Genomic DNA, 22,858 nt, shown 5'->3' on the forward strand with positions numbered 1-22,858 from the left:
TGCAGGTCATTCAGCCCCCGGCGCGTGAGGCCATGCCGTCGAAGAACAGAGACATGCAGTACTCGGAGAGTTCTGCGAGAGTGTAGTCGTCGTCGGGCTTCGGCCAGTAGACGGTGAACCACACGGAATCTCGAAGGAATCGGTGGAACACCCTGGTGGGAATGTCCTTCCGGAGAACTCCCGCGTCCGTCCCCGCCTCGATCGCATGGAGCCAGATCTTCTGGATCGAGTCTGCGAGGAGGCGGGCCTCGGCGAAGCCTTCGAGGTTGCGCGACTGGCCGAATTCCGATTGGTAGACCTTCGTCGCGTCGCTGCGGGCAGCGTCGGTCGCAAGGGAGACATCGATGATTGCCTACACACGGGCCCTGGGTTCGAGATCTTCCGCCCTCGCGGCCCGGTAGTCTCCGACAAATATCCGGTCACCAGTTCGGTGACGATGGCGCTCTTGGACCGGAAGTAGTGGTAGAGCGCGCCCGCATTCAATCCGACGGCATCGCCGTCCGACCGCCCAAGCAGCTGGAGGACTTCCACACCGCGTGGCTGTGCTACCCCGTGACAATCAGTGAGGATGCAGGGTTCGAGCGTTCGGACTTGCAGGAGTTCCTCGAGGGCGCCGGCATCGACACCCGCACCGTGTGGAGCGGCAACGTCACCCGCCACCCGATGATGCGCAACATCGAGTATCGAGTGCCGGAGGCCGGTCTACCGGCTGCTGACGAGGTCTTCGTCCGCCCCTTTCTGGCTGCGTCGTCCCCAAAAAACTGGGACCGGGTTTCATCTCTGAGTGGGATTCTGGCTTAACCAACGCGAATCAGGCGCTAACCTGACCTTCAGAATATAGAACCGTGTTTCATATATGCATCGACCGTGATTCGGGTAGATCTCGCACAGGAGCAGCTTGTGACATTCGAAACGCCTTACGTCCTCATTTCCGCCGACAGCCATGCCGGCGCCGATCACTCCACGTACCGCGAGTATCTCGAGCCCAAGTGGCACGAGGAGTTCGACGCGTGGCGCGGCGAGTACAAGAACCCGTACCGCGACCTGGTCGACGACGGCCGGAACCGGAACTGGGACAACGATCGGCGCATGCGCGAGACGCTCGGCGACGGCACCGTCGGTGAAGTGTTGTTCCCGAACACCGTTCCGCCGTTCTTCCCGAGCGCGGCAGTGCTCGCCGGGCCGCCGCGTGCCGAGGATTTCGAGAGGCGTCTCGCCGGGGTTCGTGCACACAACCGATGGCTCGCGGACTTCTGCAATGACGCGCCTGCGCAGCGGGCCGGTGTCGGGCAGATCTTCCTCAACGACGTCGACGAGGCGATCTCGGATGTGAAGTGGATCAAGGAGCACGGCCTGCGAGGAGGTGTGCTGCTGCCGAACCTGGCACCGGACATCAAGTGGGTCAAGCCACTCTACGATCCTGTGTACGACCGGCTCTGGGAGGTCTGCGAAGACCTCGGTATCCCGGTCAACTGTCACGCCGGCACCGGCCTACCCGATTACGGCCGCTACAAGACGTCCTCGCTGCTCTACATCAACGAGGTCGGGTTCTATTCGATGCGTCCGCTGGTGCAGATGATCCTTTCGGGTGTCTTCGAACGGTTCCCGAAGCTGAAGTTCGCCGTCTCCGAGCAAGGCTGCTCATGGGCTCCGGATCTGATGCGTCAACTCGACACCGTGGATCTGCGGGTCAAGCGCACCGGGCGGATCGGTGAGCTGTTCTACAGCGAGGACGAGCAGCTGCCGTTGCGGCCGAGCGAGTACTTCCGTCGCAACGTGTGGGTCGGCGCGACGATGCCGTCCGCGCAGGACATGGCGGTGCGAGGGACGCTCGGTGAGGGAAAGTTCATGTGGGGCAGTGACTACCCGCACAACGAGGGCACCTATCCGTTCACCCGCGAGTGCATCCGTCAGGTCATGCACGACGTCGACGAGGCAGAGCTGCGGAAGCTGTTCGCAGCGAACGCGGCCGAACTGTACGACTTCGATCTCGACGCACTTGCTCCGCTGGCCGCGGAGTACGGCCCCACACCGTCCGAGGTCGCGCAACCGCTGACCGAACTGCCCGAGAACCCGAACGACGTGCTGATGCGGGAGTCCTTCGCCAAGCAGCTCGAACAGGAGCTGAACGCATGACTCCGTACTCGGGAACTCCGATCATCGACACGCACATCGGATTTCGAGAGTCCGGATACGACGAGTACACCTTCATCACCAGGCAGACGAAGGACAGTCAGAGTCGTGACGAGTTCACGATGCCCGCGCAGTACATGTTCAAGGACGTGCCGAGCGATCTGGCCACCGATGACCCGGTGTCGGTGACGCTGCGGGAGATGGACAAGCACGGCATCGAGATAGGAATGGTCAGCGTTGCCAAGGAGTCCGGGCAGCGGGCGGTCCGTACGTTTCCGGACCGGTTCGTTCCGCAGGGCTCGGCTGTCGACCCCAACGACATCATGGGCACCTCGAAGCGAATGACACGCGAGTACGAGGAGTTCGGGATCCGCTCCGTGAGTTCGTTCGCTGCCGGCACGTTTCCGCAGGTGGCTCTCAATGCGCCGCAGATGTACCCGATCTACGCGAAGTGTGTCGAACTGGACATCCCGATCTTCGCGTGTGCCGGCATCGCCGGGCCCCGGCTGAAATCTGCGGTGCAGCACGTCGAACTGATCGACGACGTGATGTTCGATTTCCCTGACCTGGTGTTCGTCACCAGGCACGGCTGTGAGCCATGGGAAGACCTGGCGATCAAGCTGATGATCAAGTGGCCCAACCTGTACTACTCGACATCGGCCTTCGCTCCGAAGCACTACCCGAAGGCGATTGTCGACTACGCGAACACGCGCGGCGCGGACAAGATCATCTACGCGGGCTATTTCCCTGCCGGACTGAGCCTGGACCGAATCTTCGGCGACATGCCGAACGTGCCGTTCAAGGACCACGTATGGCCGAAATTTCTGCACGACAACGCCAGCAGGGTCCTCAAGTTGAAGGGATGATCGGACATGTCGATCGGTATCGGAGCGGATCACGATGCTCTTGCAGACTCGTTCGCTCGGTTCGCTGCGCGGAACGCACCCGTCGAACGGACCCGCGATCAGTTCGACCGGCTGGGACGAGGCGACCGCCCCGCCTTCTGGGAACAGCTGGTGAGCCTGGGAATCCCGTCGCTGCATATTCCCGAGGAATACGGCGGGGCCGGTGCGGGTCTGCTCGAACTCGCAGTGGCGCTCGAACAGTCCGGACACGGATTGATCCCGGGTCCGCTGCTACCCACGGTCGGCGCAAGCGCCGTGATTGCTTCCCACGGCACCGATGCGGCGCGCGCAACGTTACTTCCGCGACTGGCGACCGGGACGACGGGCGCTCTGTGTCTCGAACCGGGCACTGTCGCTCTCGATGGTGACGGAGGCGAGGTGATCGCCACCGGAACGACGGCCCCGGCGCTCGGTGCGCTCGGAGCGGATGTCCTCGTTCTGGTAGGAACATGCCGGGACACGCCGGTCTGGTTCGTCGTATCCGCAAGTGATGCGGGAGTCGAGGTCCTCGGTGAACAAGGCGTCGACCTGACCCGCGACATCGGTCGGGTGAGACTGTCCGAGACGCGGATCCCAGCGGAGAATGTCCTCGGCGCCACGGCCGACGAGATCGCTGCGCTCACCGTGGTGCTGTTCTGCGCCGAGGCAGTCGGTGTGGCGCGTTGGGCGCAGGAGACCGGCCTCGCGTACGCGAAGATCCGGGAGCAGTTCGGACGGCCGATCGGATCCTTCCAGTCGATCAAGCACAAGTGTGCACAGTTGCTCATTCGCGTCGAGACGATGGCCGGCTCCGTGTGGGACGCAGCCCTGGCCGCGGACAGCGGTGACCGGCAGCAACTCGCGCTCGCCGCGGCACGTGCCGCGACAGTGGTCCGTCGTGAGGCCGTCGATGTGGTGCTCGACGCGCTCACCGTGCTCGGTGGTATCGGCAACACCTGGGAACACGACATCCATCTGTACTGGCGTCGCGCAGTCGGTCTGCTCGCGCTCGGCGGTTCACAGGACGTGTGGGCCCGTCGCGCGGGCGAACTCGCCCTGAGCGTCGAGCGCGAATCGACACTCGGCGTCCCGGACCGCCCCGACTTCCGGACCGGTGTCACCGCGACGATCGGCGAGGCCGCCTCGCTCGGCGCTGTGGAGGCCCGGGCGTTTCTGGCCGACCACGGTCTGGTCTCACCGCACTACCCCGCCCCGTACGGGCTGGGCGCCGACACGGCCGGCCAGCTGATCATCGCGGAGGAGTTCGAGCGTGCGGGTATGACACCGCCCAGCACAGTGATCGGAGAATGGGCGCTGCCCTCGATCCTGCAGTACGGGACCGAGGCGCAGTGCGAACGCCTCATCGCACGGACGCTGCGAGGCGAGATCATCTGGTGCCAGCTGTTTTCAGAGCCCGGTGCGGGGTCCGACCTCGCGTCGTTGACTACCTTCGCCACCAAGGTGGACGGTGGTTGGCGCATCGACGGCAGAAAGGTATGGAATTCCAAGGCGTATGAGGCGCACTGGGGGATCTGTCTGGCCCGTACGGATCGGGACGCCCCCAAGCACCGCGGCATCAGCTACTTCCTCGTCGACATGTCGACACCCGGTGTCGACGTCCGGCCGCTACGGGAAGCCAACGGCGACAGCATGTTCAACGAGGTCGTCCTGGACGGGGTGTTCGTGCCGGATGCCGATCTCGTAGGTGCACCCGGTGAGGGCTGGAAGGTGGCGCGGACGACGCTGACGAACGAGCGGGTCTCGATGGGGCGAACGCCCGTCGTGGGCCGCGACCGATTCGATCCGGTGGAGATCGTACGGGCACTCGACCCGGTGACCCGGCAGGATGCGATCCCCGCGCTCGGTCGGCTCACATCCATGACCGGAGCACTCGACGCACTCGCGCACCGCAATGTACTCGTACGCCTGTCCGGCGGAGCTCCCGGTGTGGAAGCCAGCGTCCTCAAGGCAGCGTCTGCGCAACACATCACGAACGTGGCGGCGCAGGTGCTCGAATGGTTCGGTTCGGAGGCCGCCGTCGGCAGCCTGGAGCAGAACGTCGTCGGGGGCGGCCGGGCCGCCAAGGCATATCTGTCGACGCCGTCGTTGCTGATCGGTGGTGGCACCCTCGAAATCCAGCTCAATGTCATCTCCGAGCAGATCCTGGGGCTGCCGCGGGAGTCGCGATGAACGCGAGGATTCTGGACGGCCGTACCGCAATCGTCACCGGTGCAAATGAAGGGCTCGGTCGTGCGGAGGCAGTCGCCCTCGCCGTGGCCGGTGCCGACCTCGTGATCAACGCACGGAGTGCGCGGCTCGTCGGCGTCGCAATCGAGGAGTTCGGCAGACTCGACATCCTCGTGAACAACGCCGGTATCATTCGGGATCGCATGGTGTTCAACATGTCGGCGGAGGAATGGGACGATGTCCTCCGGGTGCGGCGAACTACGCGGCGTCGAAGGCCGGGGTCGTCGCGCTCACGATGTCGACGGCACGGGGCTGCGAAAGCTTCGGCGTGCGCGCCAACGCACTGTGCCCCCGTGCCCGGACTTCGATGACCAGGGAGGTGTTCGGACCGGCTCCGCACTCGGGAGACGACCCGCTCTCTGCCGCGCACGTGACACCGCTCGTCGTCTATCTCGCTTCTCCTGCGGCCGAGGCGATCACCGGGCGTGTCCTGAGTGTGTACGGTGACCGGATCGATGTGATGTCCGCTCCCGCGGTGGAAGCGAGCCTGAGAACCCCACACGGCGGGAGCACGAAGAACTGCCCGAGCTCCTCGGCGGGTACTTCGGTTCGTCCTCGTCTGTGGCGGAGCCCGAAGCGACTAGAATGCCGTCGTGACCGACTCCTTGGCCGTGCCGATGAGCCCCGACGACATGACCGAGGGGCAGCGTCGCCGTCGGCGGCAGCTGACCACCGCGGTGATCGAGATGCTCGCGGAGACGGGTCCGGACGGGATCCAGATGCGGGAGGTGTCGGAGCGGTCGGGGGTGGCGATGGGAACCCTGTACCGGTACTTCCCGGCAAAAGAGCACCTCCTCGCTGCGGCCATGGTCGCCTGGAACGACATTCTCGCCGAGCGTCTCGAGGACGAACGCCGCTCCGGGCGCCGGAGCGGCGTTCACGGGTCGGTCCTCGAGCGGGTAGTCGATTTCTATACGCGACAGATGAAGGCATTTCAGCGGGGCCCCCACTTCGCGCGACTCGAGGTCGAGTTGCAGACTTCCGGTGATCCCTACGTCCGGGACACGCTCGACGAGCGTTCTGCTGCCAATCGGACGGCCCTGTTCGGGGTGATGGACGGTGTTCCCGCCGAACGTGCTCGGCTCGCGTCGCTGGCGATCGGCAGCACGATGCTCAACTCGCTGATCTTGTGGACCACCGGAAGGATCGCATTTCCGGAGGCATTGCGAAACGTCCAGGATGTGGCACGGCTGGTTCTGACCGACTGCATGTGAGGGGTGAGTGACGCTTAGCGCGTCGGATCCGCTGCGAGTGCCGTCCAGTGAGACTTGCGCCACAACGCTCTCGTTCGTCCGGTACCAAGGACAGGTCCGACCATCGCCGGGTGGTCGGACGTCGGATGTTCGGCCTCTTGTAGGACCGTCGAATGCGTTGCTGGAGAAGGAGTGGTGGATGTCCGATCCTCGTCTCGCGCCCGACGCGCACGCGGACCCCGTTGCACGGCTCACCGCGCCGGGCGCGCCCTTCGAGATCGTCGAGGAGCAGGTTCGCGGAGTGCAGATGCCGGTGTTCGGCACCAGATACCGGTCGCTGAGCGCGCTACTCGCAGACTCGGCGCGCTACGGTGATGCCGAGTACCTGGTCTGCGAGGATCTCAGGCTGACATTCACCGAGCACCTCGGGAGGGTCGCGTCACTTGCGCAGGAGTTGCGCTCGCGCTACGGCGTGGGCCGCGGCGACAGGGTGGCGATCCTCTCTGCCAACAATGCCGAATGGATCATGACGTTCTGGGCTGCGACGTCACTAGGCGCAATCGCTGTGGGGATGAACTCGCTGTGGTCTGCCCGCGAGATCGAGTACGGAATCGAGCTTTCCGGCCCGAAGGTGATCGTGACGGATGCCGGGCGACGAGCCTTCCTCGGGTCCTCTGATGTCGGCGTTTTGTCGGTGGAGCACGATGTGCCGCATCTGGGATCCGTCCACCCGCACGCAGAGTTGCCCGACGTGGAAATCGACGAAGACGATCCCGCGGTCATCCTGTTCACCAGCGGCACCACGGGACGCGCCAAGGGCGCCACACATTCACACCGGAACATGATCGCGGCGGTGGATTTCCACCGATTCAACGACGCGCTCGCCGGCGAACTGGGTCAGGCACCGAACAGGCGGCGGTTTCTGCTGGCCACACCGTTGTTCCATATTGCGGCGTTGCACAATCTTGCGGTGCCACGCCTCGCTTTCGGTGACACCGCCGTGATCAGCGCCGGCCGGTTCGACATCGATCGGGTGCTCCGGCTGATCGAGAAGGAGCAGCTCACCAACTGGGGTGCGGTTCCGACCATGATGACTCGCTTGATCGAGCATGGGGATCTGTCCCGCTACGACCTGTCGTCGCTGAAGGCGGTCTCGATAAGCTCTGCTCCGTCCACACCGGCGCTCCGGGCGAAGCTGAAGGAAATCCTTCCGTCTGCGGAGCGCACACTCGGTACCAGCTATGGGTCGACGGAGTCGTCCTCTGCTGCCACGCTCGCGACCGCAGCGGACCTCGCCGAGAGGCCCGATACCGTGGGCCGGCCCGTCCTCACGACGAGTATCGAGATTCGCGACGAGACCGGATTCGCAGTCCCGGACGGTGTCGAGGGCGAGATCTACCTGCGTGGGCCGCTGATGATGCTCGGCTACTGGAACAACCCGGAGGCGAATGCCGCAACCATCGTCGAGGGCGGTTGGATGCGGACCGGGGATCTGGGCACGATGGAGGACGGCTACCTCCGGATCAGCAGTCGGCGTTCCGATCTGATTCTTCGCGGCGGTGAGAACGTGTATCCGGCAGAGGTCGAGGCAGTCATCGACGAGCACCCGGCAGTGCGTGAATGCATCGTTGTGGGAGCCGACCATCACGACTACGGCGAAGAGGTCTGCGCGGTGGTCGTGGTGTTTCCGGGCAGCGAAGTGACGGATCTGGAGATGTCCGGCTACGCGGCCGAGCGGATTGCTCGATACAAGGTACCGACCAGGTGGATCTTCCGGACGGATGACCTGCCGCGCAACGCGACAGGCAAGGTCAAGCGGGTGGATGTTCGAGCTTCCCTGCAGTAGTGACAGTTTCGTGGCAATTCGCCGCTTGCCCCGGTGCGTACAGCACTCCCCGTGAACGGCCATCCGGATCGCGGGTACTCGAGAGGACACATATGAGGCACAGTTGGATTCGAATGACGCGCTTGATGGCTGCTTCTGCCGTCGGCTCCCTGGCGCTGGTGGCATGTGGCGGCGGGGGCGTGTCCTCGACCACTGCCGATGGCCCCACCGGCGCGCCCGACAGCGCCGCCGTCCTGCGGGTCACTGCGAGCGCGCCCACTCGCAATCTCGACCCGTACCTGCAGACCAGCTACGGCGGATGGGGTTACATCACAACGGTGTTCGATCGGTTGACGGTGGTCGACGGTGACGGCGCCTTGCAGCCTGCTCTTGCCGAATCCTGGGAGTTCGCGCCGGACGGCTCGTATCTCGAGCTGAAGTTGCGGACGGATGTCACCTTCCATGACGGTGCGCCGTTCGATGCTGCCGCCGTGGCCGCGAACATCGAGCGCGGAAAATCTCTGGAAGGCAGCACCGTCACGGCTGCGCTGAGCGACATCACCGGCGTCGACATCGTCGACGACCACACGGTCCGTCTGCTGCTCGTGCCGGGAACCGGTGTGGAACTTCCGGGTGTGTTCACCACGAATGTCGGAATGATGGTCAGTCCGAAGGCAATCGAATCCGGCATGGATCTGCGCAACGATCCCGGCGCCAGCGGGTCGGGCGCATACCTCGTCAGCGAGTACATCCCGGAGGAGTCGTTGTCGCTGACACGCGCTGACGGCGGGAACTGGGACCCCGAAGCCGGCAAGGTCCAGGCCATCGAGTTCGAGACGATCTCGGATGCCAGTACCCGCATGAACGGCATCAAGACGGGTGCGACGGACCTGACATGGGTCAGTTCCGCCAACGAGGTCGTCGAAGCGCAGGGGCTGGGCCGCTCGGGAGCGTTCGCCGTCGACGAGGTCCAGTTCCGGAACGTTCTCGGGCTCTACATGCGCGCACAAGGTGATCTCACGAAGCCCGAGGTGCGCCAGGCGGTGGCAACCGCAATCGATCCGGACGCGATCAGCGCATTGTTCTCGGGCACGTGCACACCGAGCCGTCAGTTGTATCCGGCCGGAAGCTGGTCGGTGGACGACTCGTACGAGTACCCGTACACGTATGACGTGGAGAAGGCCAGGAGCCTCGTCGAGGCAGCCGGTGGTGCCGAGATCGCCCTGACGTTCGCCTCCGGCACCAACACCGAGAAGACCGCGAATGTCATCCAGTCCCTGCTCGACGATGCCGGGATCACTGCCGAACTCAATCCTGTTCCGAACGTTCAGAACGAACCTCGGTACATTGCAGGCGATTTCCAGTCGATGGTTGCGAACAGCCTCAGCCCGAAGGTCGATCCCGCGGAGACGGCCAACACCTTCGTTACGGGCCCGTACGACCTGTCGAACGGCAATGCGGCGATCAAGGATCTTGCAGACAGAGCCGCGGACCCGTCGCTCGCCGACGAGGAGCGTGCGCCCCTGTATCAGCAGATCTGGGATCTCACGTTGCAGGAGGCGATGTTCGTGCCGATCTGCAACCAGACCAATGCGGCAGTGTCCACAGACAAGGTCACCGGCGTCGACGACATGCCCTGGGCCGATCTGGGAATCTTCGACGTTCGCCATATCGGGATAACCGAGTAGACCACGCGGACACCGACTTACCGATACGTGAGGAGGTTCGACGATGCTGCTGTACGCCGGTCGACGACTGCTTGCAGCGATTCCGCTGCTGCTGATCGTGCCGTTGCTGATATTCCTGTTGATCGACCTGGCCCCGGGCGACCCCGCAGTGATCCTCGCAGGCGAGAACCCGAGCCCGGAGCGACTCGACGAACTGCGGGCAACCCTGAACCTGGACCAGAACGTGTTCGTCCGCTATCTGGACTGGGTCGGGGGCGTGCTCCGCGGCGACCTCGGGACATCCCTCCTGTCCGATCAGTCGGTCGGTGAACTGCTCCTGCGACGGATGGCGACGACCCTGTCGCTGGTGGCGTTCGCCATGGTGCTGGCCGTGGTGATCGGGGTGGTACTCGGGGTGCTGGCGTCGCTGCGTCCGGGCGGCGTGCTCGATCGTGCGATCAATGTCGTGGCCTCTGTCGCGATCGCCATCCCCGCATTCTGGTTCGGGCTCGTGCTGGTCTCGGTGTTCGCGGTGTCGAATCAGATCTTCCCGGCGTTCGGCTACGTGCCGCTTGCGGACGGTGTGGTGCCGTGGTTCCAGCACCTGGTATTGCCGGGTGTGGCGCTGGCCCTGCTTCCGGCGGCAGAGGTGACGGTGCAATTGCGTTCCGCGCTCGGGCAGGTGATGAGCAGCGACTACGTTCTCAACGCCAAGGCCCGGGGGCTCGCACCGGCGAGTATCGTCCTCAAACACGGCCTCAAGAACGCGTGCATTCCGGTGGTCACGGTTCTCGGTTTCCGCGTCGCGGAGGTCCTCGGCGGTGCCGTGACGATCGAGATCATCTACAACATGCCGGGAATGGGCAGTCTCGCCGTCAACAGTGTGCAGAACCACGATGTTCCGGTACTGCTCGGATTCGTCCTGTTCACCACATGCGTCGTCGTGATCGTCAATCTGCTCGTCGACGTCTCGTACGGCTACTTCAACCCGAAGGTGCGCGCATGACATCGACGCTGTCCGACACCGTGAACGTCGAGCATTCGGCGGGGATGCTCGGCCGCATAGCAGGATTCGTCCGACGACGACCGGTGACTGTGATTGCGGGTACTTTCGTGCTCCTGCTCGTGGTTCTCGCTGTCTTCGCGCCCGTCGTGGCACCGTACGATCCCTACGCACAGGAGGTCGTCGACCGTCTTCAACCGCCGTCGTCTGCGCATTGGCTGGGTACCGACGACTACGGCCGGGACGTGTTGAGCCGGCTGATCTTCGGTGTCCGCATCTCGCTGCAGGCATCGCTGCAGGCCGTTGTGCTGGCGCTCGTCCTCGGGCTTCCGCTGGGTGTGGTCGCCGGGTATCGCGGTAGCTGGGTGGACACCGTCCTCACACGCATCATGGACGCGTTGATGAGCGCTCCGTCGCTCGTCCTGGCGATCACGATCGTCGCGGTTCTCGGGTCGGGTATCACCAATGCGATGCTCGCAGTGGGCTTGGTGATGGCGCCCCGATTCTTCCGGGTGGCGCGGGCCTCGACGATGGATGTGCGGGGAGACACCTATATCGAAGCGTCGATTGCATTGGGATGCAGTACCTTCCGAACCATCGCTCGACATATCCTCCCGAACGTGATGCCGCCGATCGTGCTGGTGATCTCCGTGTCGCTCGGTACTGCGGTCGCGGCTGAAGCGAGCCTGAGCTTCCTGGGGCTCGGTGCGGCGCCGCCGGCCGCGAGCTGGGGAGCGATGCTCAGCACTGCCGCGTCGAACATGCAGCTCGCCCCGTACCTGGTGTGGCCACCCGGCGTGATGATCTTCCTGACCGTGCTCGCGTTCACCTATCTCGGCGACGGAGTTCGCCGCGCTCTGACGAGGAGTCGACATGGCGGCAACTGACACACTCACCCATCTCGAGAAGACCTCGTCGGACTCCACCTCACCGTTGGTTCGGGTGCGCGACCTGACGGTCCAGTTCCGCGCCGGACGCAAGGAGTGGGTGACTGCCGTGCAGGGCGTGTCGTTCGACGTCGCGGCCGGTGAATCGGTCGCTCTGGTCGGTGAGTCCGGATCCGGTAAGACCGTGTCTTCTCTCGCAGTGATGGGCCTGACCGGAGACACCGGCGGTAGAATTTCCCGCGGCAGTGTGGAATTCGAAGGTCGTGACCTGGTGTCGGCCCCTCATGCGGAGTGGCGGGCGTTGCGTGGCACCGGGATGGGCATGATCTTCCAGCAACCCATTCGCAGTCTCAATCCCGCCTACACGGTCGGCGACCAGATCGCAGAGTCGGTCCGCAAGCACCTCGGTCTCGATCGCAAGGCTGCAATGGCTCGCGCAGTCGAGATGCTCGACATGGTGCAGATTCCGCGTGCCGCGGATCGGGTGCGCGAATATCCGCACGCGTTCAGCGGTGGGATGTGTCAGCGTGTGATGATCGCGATGGTCATGGCCTGCAACCCGCGGTTGCTGATCGCGGACGAGCCGACGACGGCGTTGGACGTGACGGTGCAGAAGACGATCCTGCAATTGTTGCAGGACCTGCAGGAACAGACCGGAGTGGCATTGTTGTTCGTCACGCACGACCTCGGTGTCGTGGCGGAACTGTGCCGGCGAGTGGTGGTCATGTATGCGGGGGAGGTCATCGAGGACGGCATGGTCGAGGACGTCTTCTTCACCCCGCAGCATCCGTACACGTCGGGACTACTGTCGTCGATCCCGCGACCCGGCATGACCGCCGGGCGACGGCTGGCTTCGATTCCCGGGCGCATTCCTGCCGCGGGGGAATGGCCTGCCGGCTGCCACTTCCACGACCGCTGCACCCATGCCCGGGCGGGGCTCTGCGACCGCATCCACCCGACGTTGGACGAGACTACATCCGGTCGTTCCGCACGCTGCCTGCGCGTGACCGACCTGGAACTGCAAGGAGTGACGGGATCATGAGCCTGCTCGAGGTAGCGAACCTGACGAAGTCGTTCCCGACCGGGCGGAACCTGCTGGGCCGCCGCACCGGCTGGACGCACGCCGTGAGCGACGTATCCTTCACTCTCGATGCCGGCGAATGCTTGGCTGTTGTAGGCGAATCCGGTGCGGGCAAGTCCACGGTCGGGCGCATGGTGCTTCGATTGGTCGAATCGGACTCGGGTACCGTCATGTTCGACGGGGAAGATGTGCTCGCTGCCAAACCTGCACGGCTGCGCGAGATGCGGCGCGGCATGCAGATGATCTTCCAGGATCCGCACAGTTCTCTGGATCCGCGGATGACGGTGCTCGACGCGGTCGTGGAGCCACTCATCGTTCATACCGATATGGACCGCCCGGCTCGTCGGCGTCGCGCCGAAGAACTCTTGGACAAGGTGAGTATCGGCGCGCGCTATCTCGGTAGGTATCCGGCCGAGCTGTCCGGAGGACAGCTTCAACGGGTGGCGATAGCCCGGGCGTTGACCCTCCAACCGAAAATGATCGTGTGCGACGAACCCGTCGCCGCCCTCGACGTCTCAGTGCGTGCCCAGGTGCTCAATCTGTTGCGCGACCTACAGGAAGAACTCGGGCTCGCCTACCTGTTCGTGTGCCACGACCTGGCTCTCATCGAGGTCATCGCCGATCGCGTGCTGGTGATGAAGTCGGGCAGCGTCGTGGAATCGGGGACGGTCGAGCAGATCTACACGAGACCCTGTGAGGACTACACGCGCGAACTGCTCGACGCGATTCCTGTCCCGGTCCCACGCACGACGCGCAAGGCCTGAGTTCGGTTACAGTGCGGCACCCAGCTTTGCGTGAGGTGATTGCCTGGCGCTCTTGGACTGTCGATGTGCGTCCGGGTGAAGCGCCCGCGAGATGCGGCGCGTCGCAGAAAAGACCATCGGGGCGATATTCGACAGCTCTACTGTGCCGACGCAGGAGACCGAGATCGCGCCTTCGACACCATCGGGTCCGGTGATCGGCGCTGCGACAGAGCTGATTGCCATATGACATGCGCGGCGGGGAATCACGTCGAGACCGTGGCGTTGGCGTATCCGGTTCAGGCGTGTGTGGAGGTCGTCGAGATCGGTCCGCGGGTATCCGCGCGGACCCGATCTCATCAATGAATCGACCTTCTCGGGCTCGAGTCCGGCGAGGAGTACCCGTCCGCTGATGGTGCTTTCGGCGGGTAGGTGTGTCGCGACCTGTGAAGGAATGGCCGCGCTCGCGGCACCTCCGATCCGATCGAGGAAATAGATGGAGGAGCCTTCGAGGACCGTCAGGTGGACGACTCCCTGGGTGCTGGCGTGGAGTTCGTTGAGTATTCCTGACGCTGCTCCCCGCAGCCGGGAGTAGTCCTTGGTCCGGTTCATGGTGAACATCCGTGGTCCCGGCTGGTAGCCGCGTGAATGGTGCTCGATCCAGCCCTGATCGATGAGCTGAGCGAGGAGTCGGAAGACTGTGGAGCGAGGCAACCCGGTGATCTCGGTGATCTCCTCGAGGTACATCCGCTCCGGTCCGGCGGCGATCGCGTCGAGGATGAGCGTGAATCGTTCCACCACACCTGGTCGCTGTTCGCTGGGTGTGGACGGCGAATTCGATTCGTTTCGCGTCAATGTCATTGAATGACCTCCTTCGCGGCACTATACCAAGCAATTGCTTGGTAGTTCTACCTGCTAATGATAGGAGGTGGACCTGCTCGTGTGCGGCGCCAGGCCGTTCAGTAATGAATCCACGACGTCGACGATCAGCTCGTTGTTCAGTGGGTCGATAGTCTTGTTGTTGGCCATGACGAAGATGCCCTGCAGTGTTGCGAAGAAGACGGTTCCGATGGTTCGGGCATCACCGGACAGCTCATTTTTCGACAGGCCGATGTCGATCAGAACGGCAACGGGTGCGAAGCTCGCGGCACGTGCGTGCCGCAGTTCATCGGTGACGTCCTCCCGCCGGTAGCGGGACATCAGCTCAACCAGTGCGGGGTTCTCGGTCGAGAACCGGACAAAGGCCACCGCGACGTCGTGCAGGGTGGGCACGAAACCGCGGTCGCCGAGTGCGGCCGCAGTCTCCAGTCTGGTGCCCAATCGGCGAAATCCTTCGACGGCAAGGGCTTCGAGCAGGGCCGCTTTGTCGGCGAAATGCCGACTCGGCGCGCCGTGGCTGACACCGACCGCGCGCGCGAGCTCGCGTAGCGACAGTCCGGCTTCCCCAGATGTCTGCAACAACTCTTCGGCTTTGGTGAGGAGTGCCGCGCGGAGATCCCCATGGTGATAGCCCTTGCCCATAGGGGCGAACCCTAGCAAACGACCGGCAATGTAGTCATTGACAACATTGGATGGTCACCCCTAAGGTTTCGATGAACGAGGAAGGGTGCGTTCATGATCACAACAGCAGCGTTGCCATCGATCGGCGTTGAGGTTCAAGGAGTCTCGGATTCCGGATTCACCTCCCGCGACACGGCGTCGCAGACCTTGGAGCTACTCGCTCGTCACGGGGTCGTGGTCTTCAGGCGGGCAGACATCTCCGATGCAGACCTGGTCGTATTCAGTCGAATGCTCGGCGATGTGGTGGTCGCTCCCATCGGCGGGCACCCGGAGTTCCCTGAGATCTCCCCGGTCTCCCTCGACCTCACTAGGAGCGAGTTGGCGCGGGCCCGCCGCAGCACGATCTTCTGGCATGTCGACGGAGTCACCGATGATATCCCGCAGAAGGCCACGCTGTTGACCGCGCGCGAAGTCGTCGACGGTGAGGGTGATACCGAATTCGCGAATACCTATGCTGCTTACGACGCGCTTCCGGAGGGCCGGAAAGCCGAATTCGCGGGCTACCGAGTGATCCACAGTATGGCTGCGGCTCAGGCATTGACCCATCCCGATGCGACTCGGAAGCAGAAGGATGCATGGGATCGTCTACCTACGCGGGAGCATCCACTGGTGTGGGAGCATCGGGACGGCAGGCGCTCACTGCTGATCGGGGCGACGGCCGGGCAGGTTGTGGGGATGAGTCCGGAAGACGGGCGCGCGCTTCTCGATGACGTCCTGGAATGGGCAACGCAACCCCAATTCGTGCTTCGTCATCGATGGCAGGTGGGCGATCTCGTAATATGGGACAACACAGGTCTTCTGCATCGAGCGCTCCCGTACGAACCCACCTCACGTCGTCTGATGCATCGCACCACCTTGGCGGGCGACGAGTCGGTCGCATAGCCGGGAAGCAGTTCCGACGTCGCACATCCGCAAACCCTACGAATCCGAGGACGAACCGACATGGCACGAATCGAACCGCTCACTCTGCGTGAGTTCCCCAAGGAAATGCGCGCGGCGCTGGCTGCGATGACCCCTCCGAATCCACGACATGCGCAACCGTCCACCGAGGGGCGTCCCAAGGCGCTCAACACGTTGGGAACGTTTGCCCATCACCCGGAATTGGCCAAGGCGTACTTCACTTTCAACGGTCATCTTCTGATGGCGACCACATTGTCGGAACGCCAGCGTGAGCTTCTCGTGCTTCGGGTTTCCGTTGTGCGTGATTCGGGATACGAATGGATTCAGCATGTGTTCATGGCACGCGACGCCGGTCTCGACGACGAGGAGATCAGCCGGGTCACATTCGGCCCGACAGCACCGTTCTGGGACGAGCTCGACGCAGCGATACTGCGGTCCGTCGACGAACTCATCGTCGACGGCGAGATCAGCGCATCCACGTGGAAGGTCCTGGCCGCGCATCTCGACGTCCAGCAGATTCTCGACCTGATCTTCACGGTAGGCAGCTACGACCTGTTGGCACGGATGTTCAGATCGTTCGAACTCGAGATCGACCAGGACATCAAGGATCTGGTGGCAGAACGAGCTGCGAAGGCAGAAACCGCGTAACGGTACCCGCCTTCATCTCTGCAGGTACTTCAGCACCGCCAGCACTCGTCGGTGCCCGTCCATTTCGGGTGGCAGATCGAGCTTGATGAGAATCGAGCGCACATGTTTCGCGACCGCGGCGTCGGTGACCACCAGTTTCGATGCGATCGTCGCGTTCGAATCGCCCTCCGCCATCAGTGCCAGCACCTCGAGCTCACGGCCGCTCAACCGCGACAGTGGGTTCCGGTTCGTGGCAAGGAGTGTGCGGACCACTTCGGGATCCACCACCGTGCCGCCCTCCGCGACACGTTCGACATCGGATACGAACTGCTCGACTTCGCCGACGCGATCTTTGAGCAGGTAGCCCACGCCGCCGGTGTCGAAGTCGATGAGTTCCGCCGCATAGGTGGGCTGGATGTATTGGCTGAGGACGAGCACGGGTAGGTCAGGATGAGTGCGGCGCAGAGTAATTGCGGCGAGTAGACCTTCATCGGTATGGGTCGGAGGCATCCTTACATCGGTGATCGCGATATCGGGCGTGTGGACTGCGACCGCCTCGAGGAGCGCGTCGGCGTCGGTCACGGCAGACACCACGTCGTGCCCGAATCGCCCGAGGATGCCCACGACCCCTTCGCGGACGAGAAGGGAATCCTCGGCGAACACTATGCGGAGTGCCGGCATGGAATCTCCATTCGAAGTCGGGTGCCCCCGCCGATCGGACTGTCCAGCACAATCGTGCCGTCGAGTACGGCGAGACGGTGACCGAGACCGGTGAGTCCGGTGCCGTGTGCCGGGTCGGCGCCGCCGAAACCGTCGTCGATCACTTCGAGAATCAACGTCGAGTCGGTCAACTGTCCTTCGACGCGAACGTACGAAGCATCGGCATGTCTCGCGACGTTCGCGAGCGCCTCGCACACCGCGAAATATGCGGTGGATTCGACGTCCGCGGACATTCGGGGTACGTCCAACCGCACCTCCACGGGTGTCGGTGAGCGGGCCGCGACGTCGTCGATCGCGGCGGGGAGTCCGCGCTCGGCCAGGACCTGCGGATGGATGCCGCGAATGAGGTCGCGCAGATCCTCCAACGCCAGCCGCGCCTGTTGCTGCGCCTCGCCGACACGTTCGGCGGCCGGGGAGTCGGCGGGTAGATCGAGCTTCGCCATGCCGAGCGACATCGACAAGGCGACAAGTCGTTGCTGTGCTCCGTCGTGCAGATCCCGTTCGATCCGGCGACGTTCCGCGTCGAACGCTGCCGCGAGCGCACTGCGCGACAGGGTCACCTCGTTGAGCATGCGGTCGAGTTCCGCGTCGCGCGGAGAGAGCACGGCGCGCGCGATCTCGGCGCGACCCGCCGCCCACGCAGCGATGATGTAGGCAGCGATCGGCAGGAACAGGAGCGACGCGAGCACGAAGATCACCCGATAGTGCGTCGGCACACCGGGTTCGGTCAGCGACATCTCCACGCCGAAGAACACCGTTCCCAGGCAGAGGAGCAGTACCACGGTATCGATCCAGCACAGGATCGACGCATTGATGACGGCATAGCCCAGCTCCCGCCACGTGACGCGCTCCCGTAGCCGAACCCGGAGCCACGCGCGCAGGCCCCGCTCCGTAACTCGGATGTGCGGATCGAAGGTCGGCTCCTCATCCACCAAACGCAACCGCGCGCGTTCCCACCGGGCGATCGGGATACCCATGAGCAGCGATGCCGCGAGTAGGACGAGACCCACCACGTAGATCGACAGCACTATCGCCAGCGCAACCGCCGCAGCGGTCAACGCGCCCAGCGCGGCTCCTGTCGCGAGGTAGACGATGGCGCGCCACGGCCACCACGACAGCAGGAACCGTCTCGGCGATCGTGGCACCGCGGCGCGAAGCGTAGAGGGTTCCACGTCCAAGCACGTTATCGCGTTCGGGAGGGCGCCACAGTAGTGCTGGCGCTACTCGGAAGAGTCACCCCTGCGTGACCGACACGATAACCGGAAACCGGTTGGGTCGAGCCCATGACGACAACGATTCGAACCACGACGCGAGGGCATGTCGCACTGCGCAGCGTCTCCCGTGAATATGGACTCGGCGATCATATGGTGACCGCACTCGACGATGTCTCGGTCGAATTCGCACCGGGAACCTTCACGGCGATTATGGGACCGTCCGGTTCGGGCAAGTCCACGCTCATGCACTGCGCCGCCGGCCTCGATCGCCCCGACGCGGGATCGGTGTTCATCGGCGAGATCGACATGACGCAGCTCGGAGAGAAGGAGCTGACGAAGTTTCGACGTCGGCACATCGGGTTCGTATTCCAGGCGTTCAACCTTGTGCCGTCGCTCACCGCCGCGCAAAATGTGGCACTGCCGCTGAGGTTGGACGGCAAGCGGCCGGAGAAGACGGAAGTGGCCGCGGCGCTGGCCCTCGTCGGACTGAGCGACCGAGCCGCGCACCTCCCGTCGGAACTGTCGGGTGGCCAGCAGCAACGTGTCGCGATTGCGCGTGCCCTGATCTCGAATCCTTCGGTCCTGTTCGCCGACGAGCCGACAGGAGCGCTCGATATCACGTCGTCGCGCACTGTGCTCGAGGAACTTCGACGGCTGGTCGACAAGCATCGTCAGACGGTCGTGACGGTGACGCACGACCCGGTGGTGGCAGCATCCGCCGATCGAGTGCTGTTCCTCGCCGACGGCAGGGTCGTCGATGAGTTCAGCTCGAGAACGCCCGCTCAGCGGATCGCCGCGCGCATGACCGAATGGGAGGCGTGATGTTCTCGCTCGCAGTGTCTTCGGCGCGACATCAGTGGCGGAATCTGCTCGGCAGCGCGGTCGCGCTCGCCTGCGGTATCGGTCTGCTCTCGGCTACGTTGCTGGTCATCGTGTCTGCGCAGCCGCGCCCACCGGCTCAGTACGCCGACGCGGACATCGTCGTTGCGTCCGAGGTGCTGGGCGAGACCTACAACTCCACACCGGTACGCAAGCCGTGGGACGAGTCGACGGAGAACAGCGTGGTCGCCCGGCTCGGGCAGGTCGACGGCGTTGCTTCGGTGGTTCCGAGTTCGGTGTTCCCCGCGCAGCTCGTCGAGGGTGATCGAGTACTCACCCCGACCGATCGGGATGACCCACTGGGACACAATATTTCGTCATCGACTCTGGGTGGAAATCGGATCATTGCCGGATCGCCCCCGGTCGAGGCCGGTCAGATCGTCGCGCCGGAATCCAGCGGGCTCGTGGTCGGGGATTCGACCGCACTCGTCACCGCTGCGGGCCGAACGGACGTCATTGTGGCGGGTCTGGCGCAGGGTCGTTCCGTCTACGTCGACGACGCGACCGCGCGGACACTGTCGGGGGGCGCCACCACCATCGGAGTGATTCTCGACGAAGGTGCCGACACCGACTCGGTGCGCGCAGAATTCGCGGCGATCGTCGGAGCGTCCGGGGACGTCCTCACCGGCGATGATCTGGTGGCGATCGAATCGTCGGCGGATCGCGGCGCCCGTAATATCGGGTCGCAGCTGCTCGGCGCGATGGGGCTGCTCGCTGCGACGATCACGGTGTTTATCGTGGCGACCACATTCGCATTCACTGTGACGCAGCGTCGGCGAGAGCTCGGTCTGCTGCGGGCAGTCGGAGCCACACCAGGGCAGGTACGACGGATGCTCCTGGCGGAAGCCGTCGTCATCGGTGCGGTGTCGAGTGTTGTCGGGTCCATGCTGGGGTGTGCGTCGGCGCCGATGCTCGGTGGATGGATGCGCGACGCCGGGATGCTGCCGGCAGGCTGGGAGCTGTCGATCACCGCGATGCCGGTCCTGGCGTCGGTGGTGACCGGCCTGGTAGTTGCAGTGACGGGCGTATGGTTCGCGTCGCGCCGAGCCACGCAGGTACAGCCGATGGAATCGTTGCGGGAAGCGCAGGCCGAGCGGTCCCCGATGACGAGGGCACGGTGGATCGCAGGCGGAATCGGCGTTGTCGCAGCATTCGGGTTCGCTGCGGCCGGCGCGACGAGTGGTAGCGGTGGGTCGACGGCGTCGTTCGCGGTTGCCGCGGTGATGTCGGCAATCGTCGGTGCCACGGCACTCGGACCGGTGTATCTGCCGAGGTTGATCCGGGTGTTCGTGCGGGGTTCGAGTCCGACCGCGGAACTGGTGCGCGCGGAGTCGTCGCATGGTGTGCGGCGCGTGTCGTCGGTGTTGTCGCCGATCCTCGTTCTCGTCGGATTCGCGGTGATGTTGACCGGCTTGATCGACACGATGGACAAGGCCTTCGGCGAGACGGCATCAGCGGCGGTTCCGTCGGAGTTGGTCGTGTCGCCGGGCGAGGGTACTCCGGCGCTTTCGCTCGATGTCGTCGACACCGTGCGGTCGTATGGAGGGTCTGTTGTCGCGCCGGTCGCGACCATGCTCGTGTATGGCGAGAGGGCACTGGACGTGTGGGGGATCGACACGGCGGCTCTCTCGTCGATGGGGTTGACCACCGACGAAGGCTCGGTCGACCGTCTCGCGCCCGGCACTGCCGTCCTGGATGCGGACGCGGCGTCCCGGCTGGGTGTGGGAGTCGGCGCGGCGGTACCGACGGTATTTCCCGACGGCGCACAGGAACTGCTCGAGGTGGTGGCCGTGGTATCGGGAGGGCCGGTATTCTCGTACGTCGATACGCAGACGGCGTTGGCTCACGACCGGGTCGCGATGACCCCGCTGTTGTACGTGGACGGCGTCGAACACGCGGCCCTGACGGACGCGTTGGCCGGTACGGGTGCGCGGGTGGAGACACCGGAACAGTACGAGAGCGCGGGCAACGCCGAGGATGCGCGGCTCCTGGGGTTGTTCGAACTCGCGCTCGTGGGGCTGTCCCTCGGCTTCGCTGCACTGGCTGTCGCAAACACGATGCTCATGGCCACATCCGACCGGCGCCCCGCCTTCACGCTGTTACATCGGATCGGCGCGACGCGTCGTCAGATCCTCGGGGTCGTGGCGGCAGAGGCTGCGGTGGTGGCAGTGATCAGTGCCGTCCTCGGAGCTGTCCTGGCATGGCCGGCGCTGGCCGGTGTCGCAGCGGGATTGGCCGACGACCTCGGTACTTCCGTGTCGCTGGAAGTGCGATGGAGTGCCGTGGCCGGGGTCGGGGCGGTGTCGTTGGTAATCGCACTGGGATCCGCCCTGCTTCCGGCGGCAAGGCTGATTCGATCCGCCGGAGCGGCCCGATGAGTCCGCACCGGCCCCGCCGAGTCGAAGTGCTCCGGCCGAATACCTCGCGTTTCCGGTTCGTTCTTGCGGGTATCCGCTTGGTATTGCCCGAAGGAGGTTGCAATGAGTACCAACGGCTGGATCGGACTGATCATCATCGCACTCGTGGTAGTGCTGTTGCTCATCGGACTGGTGTGGGCACTGAGGCGTCGGGGCGCCGTGAAACGGCAGGAGGAGGCTGCGCACATCCGTGAGCGAGTGACGGAGAAGCAGCCGGTCGTCGAACAACGTGCCGTGGTGGCCGAGCAGACCGAAGCGGAAGCGCGACGGGCAGCAGCCGACGCGGATGCCAAGGCCGCAGAAGCAGAACGTCTGGGCAACCGTGCGGAGAATCAGCGCGTCGCGGCTGATCGCTCCCGTGCTGAATTGAATGAGGACGTGGCGCGCGCGAACAAGCTCGATCCGTCGGTCCGCGACGGCAACAGCGTCGGCCGGACCGATCCATCCGACCCAGATGCCGGATTGCCGCCTCGGCGCTGAATGGTTCCGCCTGCGCAGCAGGACACCACGAACGCTCCAGCTAGCGTGAAGGCGGTCACACGCACTCGCCTTCCGGGTCTGTGAACTGCCGTTATCCCAGGCTTGTGCGAGCCTGTCGGCGCTCGATACCGACGGCGACTTTCGAAACCCAGGTCGAGGACACCGACGGCGACGGCCGGATCGATCTGATCGCAACCGACGCGGACGGTGACGGTGAAGTGGATGCGGTCGTCGACCTGCACAGCGGCGCGGTCGACTACGACGGTGATGCGGATCTCGCGCGCTGTCAACCGAGTTGAGTCGCCGGTCGGAGCAGGATCTCGTTGAGGACCAGATGACGGGGGCGGCTGAGGGCGAATGAGATGACCTCGGCGACTGCGTCTTCCCGCGCGCATCCCTGC

Annotated in this window: 21 protein-coding genes and 2 pseudogenes; 18 read left to right on the forward strand and 5 right to left on the reverse strand. The window is 64.4% G+C overall.

Features of this window, described 5'->3' with window-relative positions:
* Positions 1-10: 10 nt before the first annotated feature.
* Entirely contained in the window at positions 11-151 is a 141-nt protein-coding gene (locus EV641_RS29910) for a hypothetical protein (protein WP_241997385.1), read from the reverse strand.
* Between the two features lie 356 nt (positions 152-507).
* On the opposite strand from EV641_RS29910, the pseudogene EV641_RS21055 reads away from it, so the two are divergent.
* The 12 genes and pseudogenes from EV641_RS21055 to EV641_RS21110 form a co-directional block, all read left to right on the forward strand.
* A pseudogene (locus EV641_RS21055) lies at positions 508-726 on the forward strand (DegT/DnrJ/EryC1/StrS family aminotransferase); the annotation flags it as partial.
* A gap of 174 nt (positions 727-900) precedes the next feature.
* The gene (locus EV641_RS21060; RefSeq protein WP_054718693.1) at positions 901-2,136 is read left to right on the forward strand and encodes an amidohydrolase family protein; all 1,236 of its coding nucleotides are present in this window, start codon (positions 901-903) and stop codon (positions 2,134-2,136) included.
* Positions 2,133-2,999 carry an amidohydrolase family protein gene (locus EV641_RS21065; RefSeq protein WP_132474282.1) on the forward strand — a complete coding sequence of 289 codons (867 nt, stop codon included), beginning with the start codon at positions 2,133-2,135 and terminating at the stop codon, positions 2,997-2,999. The genes EV641_RS21060 and EV641_RS21065 overlap by 4 nt, the downstream gene beginning before the upstream one ends.
* A gap of 6 nt (positions 3,000-3,005) precedes the next feature.
* A complete protein-coding gene (locus tag EV641_RS21070) occupies positions 3,006-5,207 on the forward strand; it encodes an acyl-CoA dehydrogenase (RefSeq protein WP_132474284.1) in 2,202 nt (733 codons plus the stop codon).
* Positions 5,204-5,745: pseudogene (locus tag EV641_RS21075) on the forward strand (SDR family NAD(P)-dependent oxidoreductase); the annotation flags it as partial. The gene EV641_RS21070 and the pseudogene EV641_RS21075, both read left to right, overlap by 4 nt.
* Before the next feature lie 136 nt (positions 5,746-5,881).
* Positions 5,882-6,478: a TetR family transcriptional regulator gene (locus EV641_RS21080; protein WP_132474388.1), complete on the forward strand. Its 597-nt coding sequence runs from the start codon at positions 5,882-5,884 to the stop codon at positions 6,476-6,478.
* A 178-nt stretch (positions 6,479-6,656) separates the two neighbouring features.
* Positions 6,657-8,303 carry a class I adenylate-forming enzyme family protein gene (locus EV641_RS21085; protein ID WP_054712944.1) on the forward strand — a complete coding sequence of 549 codons (1,647 nt, stop codon included), beginning with the start codon at positions 6,657-6,659 and terminating at the stop codon, positions 8,301-8,303.
* A 125-nt stretch (positions 8,304-8,428) separates the two neighbouring features.
* Complete coding sequence (locus tag EV641_RS21090; protein ID WP_241997386.1) at positions 8,429-9,970, forward strand: ABC transporter substrate-binding protein; 1,542 nt, start codon at positions 8,429-8,431, stop codon at positions 9,968-9,970.
* 43 nt (positions 9,971-10,013) lie between these two features.
* A complete protein-coding gene (locus tag EV641_RS21095) occupies positions 10,014-10,955 on the forward strand; it encodes an ABC transporter permease (RefSeq protein ID WP_132474286.1) in 942 nt (313 codons plus the stop codon).
* Positions 10,952-11,839, forward strand: coding sequence for an ABC transporter permease (locus tag EV641_RS21100; protein WP_054712897.1), 888 nt, complete (start codon positions 10,952-10,954; stop codon positions 11,837-11,839). The genes EV641_RS21095 and EV641_RS21100 overlap by 4 nt, the downstream gene beginning before the upstream one ends.
* Positions 11,826-12,881, forward strand: coding sequence for an ABC transporter ATP-binding protein (locus tag EV641_RS21105; protein WP_054712900.1), 1,056 nt, complete (start codon positions 11,826-11,828; stop codon positions 12,879-12,881). The genes EV641_RS21100 and EV641_RS21105 overlap by 14 nt, the downstream gene beginning before the upstream one ends.
* The gene (locus tag EV641_RS21110; protein ID WP_054712903.1) at positions 12,878-13,684 is read left to right on the forward strand and encodes an ATP-binding cassette domain-containing protein; all 807 of its coding nucleotides are present in this window, start codon (positions 12,878-12,880) and stop codon (positions 13,682-13,684) included. The genes EV641_RS21105 and EV641_RS21110 overlap by 4 nt, the downstream gene beginning before the upstream one ends.
* A 6-nt stretch (positions 13,685-13,690) precedes the next feature.
* On the opposite strand, the gene EV641_RS21115 is transcribed toward EV641_RS21110, so the two are convergent.
* Positions 13,691-14,521 carry an IclR family transcriptional regulator gene (locus EV641_RS21115; RefSeq protein WP_132474288.1) on the reverse strand — a complete coding sequence of 277 codons (831 nt, stop codon included), beginning with the start codon at positions 14,519-14,521 and terminating at the stop codon, positions 13,691-13,693.
* 54 nt (positions 14,522-14,575) lie between these two features.
* The gene (locus tag EV641_RS21120; protein ID WP_132474290.1) at positions 14,576-15,181 is read right to left on the reverse strand and encodes a TetR/AcrR family transcriptional regulator; all 606 of its coding nucleotides are present in this window, start codon (positions 15,179-15,181) and stop codon (positions 14,576-14,578) included.
* A 93-nt stretch (positions 15,182-15,274) separates the two neighbouring features.
* Between EV641_RS21120 and EV641_RS21125 the strand changes: the two genes are divergently transcribed.
* Both EV641_RS21125 and EV641_RS21130 read left to right on the forward strand, forming a co-directional pair.
* Entirely contained in the window at positions 15,275-16,102 is an 828-nt protein-coding gene (locus EV641_RS21125) for a TauD/TfdA family dioxygenase (RefSeq protein WP_054712917.1), read from the forward strand.
* 60 nt (positions 16,103-16,162) lie between these two features.
* Positions 16,163-16,768, forward strand: a complete 606-nt coding sequence (locus EV641_RS21130) for a carboxymuconolactone decarboxylase family protein (RefSeq protein ID WP_054712920.1) — start codon at positions 16,163-16,165, stop codon at positions 16,766-16,768.
* A gap of 12 nt (positions 16,769-16,780) precedes the next feature.
* On the opposite strand, the gene EV641_RS21135 is transcribed toward EV641_RS21130, so the two are convergent.
* Positions 16,781-17,428: a response regulator transcription factor gene (locus EV641_RS21135; RefSeq protein WP_054712923.1), complete on the reverse strand. Its 648-nt coding sequence runs from the start codon at positions 17,426-17,428 to the stop codon at positions 16,781-16,783.
* On the reverse strand, positions 17,410-18,639 hold the full coding sequence (locus EV641_RS21140) for a sensor histidine kinase (protein ID WP_132474292.1): 1,230 nt from the start codon (positions 18,637-18,639) through the stop codon (positions 17,410-17,412). The genes EV641_RS21135 and EV641_RS21140 overlap by 19 nt, the downstream gene beginning before the upstream one ends.
* Before the next feature lie 111 nt (positions 18,640-18,750).
* Between EV641_RS21140 and EV641_RS21145 the strand changes: the two genes are divergently transcribed.
* From EV641_RS21145 to EV641_RS21160, 4 genes are all read left to right on the forward strand, one after another.
* Positions 18,751-19,503, forward strand: a complete 753-nt coding sequence (locus EV641_RS21145; protein ID WP_132474294.1) for an ABC transporter ATP-binding protein — start codon at positions 18,751-18,753, stop codon at positions 19,501-19,503.
* Positions 19,503-21,938 (forward strand): ABC transporter permease, encoded by a 2,436-nt coding sequence (locus EV641_RS21150; RefSeq protein WP_158289202.1) that lies wholly within the window; start codon positions 19,503-19,505, stop codon positions 21,936-21,938. Before EV641_RS21145 ends, EV641_RS21150 begins: the two co-directional genes overlap by 1 nt.
* 102 nt (positions 21,939-22,040) lie before the next feature.
* A complete protein-coding gene (locus EV641_RS21155; RefSeq protein ID WP_054712933.1) occupies positions 22,041-22,457 on the forward strand; it encodes a hypothetical protein in 417 nt (138 codons plus the stop codon).
* 104 nt (positions 22,458-22,561) lie between these two features.
* Entirely contained in the window at positions 22,562-22,756 is a 195-nt protein-coding gene (locus EV641_RS21160; RefSeq protein ID WP_054712936.1) for a hypothetical protein, read from the forward strand.
* The last annotated feature ends 102 nt before the right edge of the window (positions 22,757-22,858 follow it).

It is taken from the genome of Rhodococcus sp. SMB37 (genome assembly GCF_004345605.1).
Classification (GTDB): Bacteria; Actinomycetota; Actinomycetes; order Mycobacteriales; family Mycobacteriaceae; genus Rhodococcus.

Excerpts from the sequence above, each read along its gene's own strand:
- EV641_RS21090 (WP_241997386.1), top strand. The coding sequence starts at position 8,429 with ATGGCTGCTTCTGCCGTCGGCTCCCTGGCGCTGGTGGCATGTGGCGGC.
- EV641_RS21095 (WP_132474286.1), top strand. The coding sequence starts at position 10,014 with ATGCTGCTGTACGCCGGTCGACGACTGCTTGCAGCGATTCCGCTGCTG.
- EV641_RS21085 (WP_054712944.1), top strand. The coding sequence starts at position 6,657 with ATGTCCGATCCTCGTCTCGCGCCCGACGCGCACGCGGACCCCGTTGCA.
- EV641_RS21145 (WP_132474294.1), top strand. The coding sequence starts at position 18,751 with ATGACGACAACGATTCGAACCACGACGCGAGGGCATGTCGCACTGCGC.
- EV641_RS21135 (WP_054712923.1), bottom strand. The coding sequence starts at position 17,428 with ATGCCGGCACTCCGCATAGTGTTCGCCGAGGATTCCCTTCTCGTCCGC.
- EV641_RS21125 (WP_054712917.1), top strand. The coding sequence starts at position 15,275 with ATGATCACAACAGCAGCGTTGCCATCGATCGGCGTTGAGGTTCAAGGA.
- EV641_RS21080 (WP_132474388.1), top strand. The coding sequence starts at position 5,882 with ATGAGCCCCGACGACATGACCGAGGGGCAGCGTCGCCGTCGGCGGCAG.
- EV641_RS21110 (WP_054712903.1), top strand. The coding sequence starts at position 12,878 with ATGAGCCTGCTCGAGGTAGCGAACCTGACGAAGTCGTTCCCGACCGGG.
- EV641_RS21115 (WP_132474288.1), bottom strand. The coding sequence starts at position 14,521 with ATGACATTGACGCGAAACGAATCGAATTCGCCGTCCACACCCAGCGAA.
- EV641_RS21070 (WP_132474284.1), top strand. The coding sequence starts at position 3,006 with ATGTCGATCGGTATCGGAGCGGATCACGATGCTCTTGCAGACTCGTTC.
- EV641_RS21150 (WP_158289202.1), top strand. The coding sequence starts at position 19,503 with ATGTTCTCGCTCGCAGTGTCTTCGGCGCGACATCAGTGGCGGAATCTG.
- EV641_RS21105 (WP_054712900.1), top strand. The coding sequence starts at position 11,826 with ATGGCGGCAACTGACACACTCACCCATCTCGAGAAGACCTCGTCGGAC.
- EV641_RS21100 (WP_054712897.1), top strand. The coding sequence starts at position 10,952 with ATGACATCGACGCTGTCCGACACCGTGAACGTCGAGCATTCGGCGGGG.
- EV641_RS21155 (WP_054712933.1), top strand. The coding sequence starts at position 22,041 with ATGAGTACCAACGGCTGGATCGGACTGATCATCATCGCACTCGTGGTA.
- EV641_RS21120 (WP_132474290.1), bottom strand. The coding sequence starts at position 15,181 with ATGGGCAAGGGCTATCACCATGGGGATCTCCGCGCGGCACTCCTCACC.
- EV641_RS21065 (WP_132474282.1), top strand. The coding sequence starts at position 2,133 with ATGACTCCGTACTCGGGAACTCCGATCATCGACACGCACATCGGATTT.
- EV641_RS21130 (WP_054712920.1), top strand. The coding sequence starts at position 16,163 with ATGGCACGAATCGAACCGCTCACTCTGCGTGAGTTCCCCAAGGAAATG.